The organism is Trichocoleus sp. FACHB-591 (assembly GCF_014695845.1).
GTDB lineage: Bacteria > Cyanobacteriota > Cyanobacteriia > FACHB-46 > FACHB-46 > Trichocoleus.
The window spans coordinates 1-4,660 of record NZ_JACJPA010000006.1 but is presented as its reverse complement, the minus strand read 5'-3'; the positions used below and the strand labels follow the sequence as shown (position 1 = coordinate 4,660).

General features: G+C 47.2%; 1 protein-coding gene. It reads right to left on the bottom strand.

Translation table 11 applies throughout. The annotated features are described in order from the left end of the window. Positions 1-173 precede the first annotated feature (173 nt). Positions 174-4,660: PAS domain S-box protein (locus tag H6F90_RS29885; protein ID WP_199295628.1), on the bottom strand; the 4,487-nt coding region annotated here is incomplete at its 5' end.

Here is a 4,660-nt window from a genome sequence, read left to right as displayed (position 1 = left end):
TCCGGTTGGTGTTCCCCAAAGAGCGCGATCGCCTGTTCCCCATTTTCGGCTTGGGCAATCACCTGCATCTCTGGGTCACGGTTAATAATCGTGGCTAAGCCTTGCCGAAAAATAGCATGATCGTCTGCAATCAAAACCCGAATGGGCGTAGCTTGGCTCATCGTGATGCTCACTCAAGGGTTGACGGTGACAATAATCTCTGTTCCTTGTCCAGGTTGACTTCCAATCGTGAGTTGTGCGCCGATGCGCTCTGCCCGTTCGCTCATGCCGAGTAAGCCAAACCCCTCAGAGAATGGAATACTCCCGACTCCAAAGCCCTGCCCATTGTCTCTCACGCGCAAGCAAAACTGATCGTGCTCGTAGATTAGCTCCACTCGAATTTCGTCAGCCTTGGCATGTTTAAGCGCATTGGTTAAGGCTTCCTGCCCCATCCGCAGTAGGTTATTCTCAACTTCAGTCGGGAGAGCATACACTGCCCCCTCGATCTCATAATATAAAGTGGTATCCATGGCGGCAGTTCTGATTTGAGCGATGAGACGATGGAGAGCGCTCTGTAAACTGCCCTCCTCCAAAAGCTGAGGACGGAGCGCGACGACCGATCGCCGCGCCTCAGTCAGTCCAGTGCGCGCCAATTCTTTGATTAGGTCTAGATGTGCCCCAGTTGCTTCTACATCATCGGTGAGCACCTGTTTTGCTGCTCCCACCTGAGCCAGAATGCCTGTAAACGACTGAGCGAGTGTGTCGTGAATTTCGCGTGCCATGCGGTTGCGCTCCTCTAAAATTGAGGCTGCTTCTGCTTGCTTCAGCGCCGTAATATCTCGCACTAACCAAATCACCTGATCGTGGTCGATTGGGGCAATGCAAGCCGAAAACCAGGCTTCTCGCCCATTTAGAAACGTACTGTACTCGGCCGTGAGAGTTTGTTGGGTGCTCAGTACTTGCCGAACGTAACCCAGGAATTCATCGGCTTGCTCTTTTTCAAAAATCTGGTGCAGTGTTTGACCAATTTGCTCCTCAATCGGTCGATACAACTGATTCGGTTTCACTTCGACTGCTTCGACCAGTCGCCCTTCAGCAGTAAGGACAAACAGCGGATCGGGAATGGCTGAAACGAGTGCCCGCAGTTCTGCTTCAGAGGCTTGCAGCGCGGCTTCTGCTCGTTTGCGATCGCTAATATCCGCAATCACCCCTTCGATGTAATCATCGTCTGCATTCAGATAAAGAGAGAAAAGCCCCCAAAACAATGTCCCATCTCGTTTTCGCATCTGGGCTTCAAAGCTTCGCACTTCCCGATCCCGCTTCAGTAACTCAATGAGGTGTTGGTGATCGCTGGGATCTGCATAATAGCCTATGACGTGTTCAAGCCCAATGATCTCCTCTGGTGAATCAAAGCCAAACAGATTGGCATGGCGTTGATTGGCATCGAGAAGTAATCCATCACCGATGCGGGTGCGGAAGATGCCGACCTGTGAGTTTTCAAAGATTGTTCGGAACTTGGCTTCACTGCGTTGTAATGCCTCTTCTGCTTGTTTGCGCTGGGTAATGTCATTGCCCACCGACAGGATTTCAACGACCGCTCCCTGGTCATTGAAGATGGCTTGATTCGACCAGGACATCCAAACTCGCCGACCGTCTCGACACAGGTTTTCACTCTCACATTGCGGGTACGATTGAGGATTACGCAGTAAATTATGGACAAAGGGTTTGACATCGCGTCCAGAGGTTTCGATGTCTGGAATGATTGTTTCGAATAAGGTTCGCCCTACAATCTGATGTTCTTCATAGCCCAGAAGTTTCACCCCATAATCGTTGATGTATCGAATCCGTCCTTGCGGATCATAGCGAATGATAACGGAATTCGCGGTTTGTAGCAGGTTGCGATAATTCGCTTCACTTTGTTGTAATGCGGCTTCGGTCTGTTGACGTTCAGCGATTTCCTGCTGTAGGAATTGAGTTCGCTCTTCTACCTTCCTTTCCAATGTTTCGGTATAGTCTGCTAACTGTTCATATAACCGAGCATTCTCCAGTGAAATTGCGGCCTGAGCCATCAACAGTTTGAGGACTTGTAAGCGATCGCGGGTAAACACTCCGCTACTGAGATTGTTCTCCAGATAAAGGATGCCGATCATCTGACTTTGCTTGAGAATTGGCATAGAGAGGAGCGATCGCGTCTGTTGGTGTTGAATATAAGGATCAGTCAAAAAAGATGGTTCGCTGACTGCATCATCAAACACCAGAGTTTCTTGAGTACGTTCTACTGAGTAAATGACGGGGACAGGAATCGTTGCACAGTCAGTAACAGCGATCTTTTCCAGGTTGCACTGTCTACTCCCACTACACTGAGCCACCACAGTGAGTTGATCGTCTTCTAGGAGCATTAGAACGCCTGTTTCGGCTCCGGCATCTTCTATCACCACCTGCATTAACGTGGCAATCAATTGATCGAGATGGATGATTTCTGAAAGAGCTTGAGCTGCTTTCATTACCGCAGCCAAATCGATTGCCGCAGTCGGATGAAGAGTCGTTTTAGCGGTCAAGATTGAGTTCGATTGCCGAATCAGGTTGGAATTGAGTAGTTGTGGATAGCGTTTTTCTAAATCTTTGACTTTAGCAGTTGCGCCCCATCTTTCATAGCAGTAGTGTGCTTCTTTCATGTAGAGCTGAGCAATCTTTTCCCGACCTCGCGCTAGATAATGTTTTGCAGCCAATTCGTATGCTAACGCCTCTTCCTGGATATATTCATTTTCTCTGGCTCCTTGAATCGCCTGTTCATAAAACTCTTCAGCCTCAAGAAACTGCCCTAAAACTCTCGCTTTCTCTGCCTCGACTAGATAAAATTTATGTAGATAATTCATTGGGGCGTGTTCTGCCCATTTCTGCATTTTTTCTTGGTTGGTGTTAACACAGCTTAGCCAAGCTTCTTCTTTAGAGTTTGAAGCATCAGGTGATAGGCTCAAAAGAACCAGCGAATGATAGAAACAGAATGAAGGTAAAACCCTTATCGCTGTCACCTCTTCAAGATATTGCCTTGCCGAAACAGCAGTTTGTACAGCTTGATAATATTCTCCAAATAGATAACACAATACAACTTTGTATAAATAAAACATTTGAATTGCAATTCCATCCTTAACTGCAATAGCGTGTGGTACCGCCTGCTCTTCATCACATACCCGACCAATCAAGCGGCTGGGATTCTCAGACCGATCTAACAAGTTAAGAGTTGTCTGCCACACCATTGCCAGCCAATTCGAGGGGCTTTCCCGTCTAATTTGTCTGACTGCTTTGCTGTAGGTTGCTGTTCTTTGTTCTAGTTGGGTGAGTTCCTCACCGGCAAAAAACGAGTAATAGCATACCTCATATGCAGCATAACCAGCAGTTTCAAAGTCTCCAGTTTCCACTCCGTTCTGATAAGCCTCAGACAGCAGTGGTATTGTGTTCCGAAGATGTACCTTCAAGTGCATGACGTGGGTACTCGAAAACAATAATGCTTTAGCATTCCCTTTTTTGGTATGCAGTCGTTCTGCCACGCTAAGAGCCAATTGACCAAATTTATAGCCGAATTCAATGTCTTGAACAACTCCACATAGAACCAACCCGTAGGCAGCATAAAACAGTGGTGACCAGATAGCATTCCCGTAGGTGATTGATAAATTGACCGTTTTGCAAGTAATCAGTATTAGTAGTGCTGGCGATACTATGAATGCAGCAGCCCCTATATTCGCTAGGATTGACATTGCTGCTAGCGGTTCTGGTGCAGTCATCTCTGGCAAATTAATCAAGTCTTCGATTTCTCGTTCAGCGAGTAGTGCCGCCGTTGGTTCCAATCCGCCTCGAACATCTAACTCACTTGGATTTTCTGGTAAAATCACTCCCAGGAGCTTCAACACTTCCAAGCCAATTTTGAGTGCTTCGTTCAGGTTGCCCTGTGACAAATATCTTTGAATGCTGCTATCGTAAGCCTGCACTTTATCAAGTACTGTCTTAGCACGAGCGAGTACCACTTCTACCAACTGTTCCATCGCCTCAAAGCAACCCTGGAGATACGCCGCTTCTGCTGCTTCTGAGTACAACGCTAAGGTCAGGTCATACTCACGCTGCCAACTCTCTGCATTGAGGAGTTGAAGCCCTGTAGTGAAATACTGAAAAGCTGCTTCATAAGCCGTTGCTGCCTTTGCTTTCTGACCTGCCCTTAAATTCAATCTGGCAATTTCAGTTCGTTCTGATCGAGCCGTGGCTAGCTCAAGTCCTTGATTGAGATGATCGATGATTTCAAACAACCGCTCAGATCGTTGCTCTGGTGAAGTTTTTTCGAGCAAATTGCGACCGATTTGAAGATGAACCACCTGTTTCTGCGATTCATCAATCAAAGCATAAGCCGCTTGCTGCACGCGGTCGTGCGAAAACTTATACTCTTGAACCAACAAATCTTCGTCTAAGTCAGACAAAGGTTGAATTAAGCCCGCTTGTATTGCTTCTAATAAATCCTGAAAAATTGCTTTCGGTGCTTTTTCGCAAACGGTTCCTTCGGAGTTGCGCTCTGCGGTAAGCGCCAACGTCTTTAAATTAAATTCAGACCCAACACAAGCCGCGATGGAGAGAACTTGCTGTGTTGCTGTCGGTAATTTTTGCAACTGACGCAGCAGTAACTCCACCACATTAG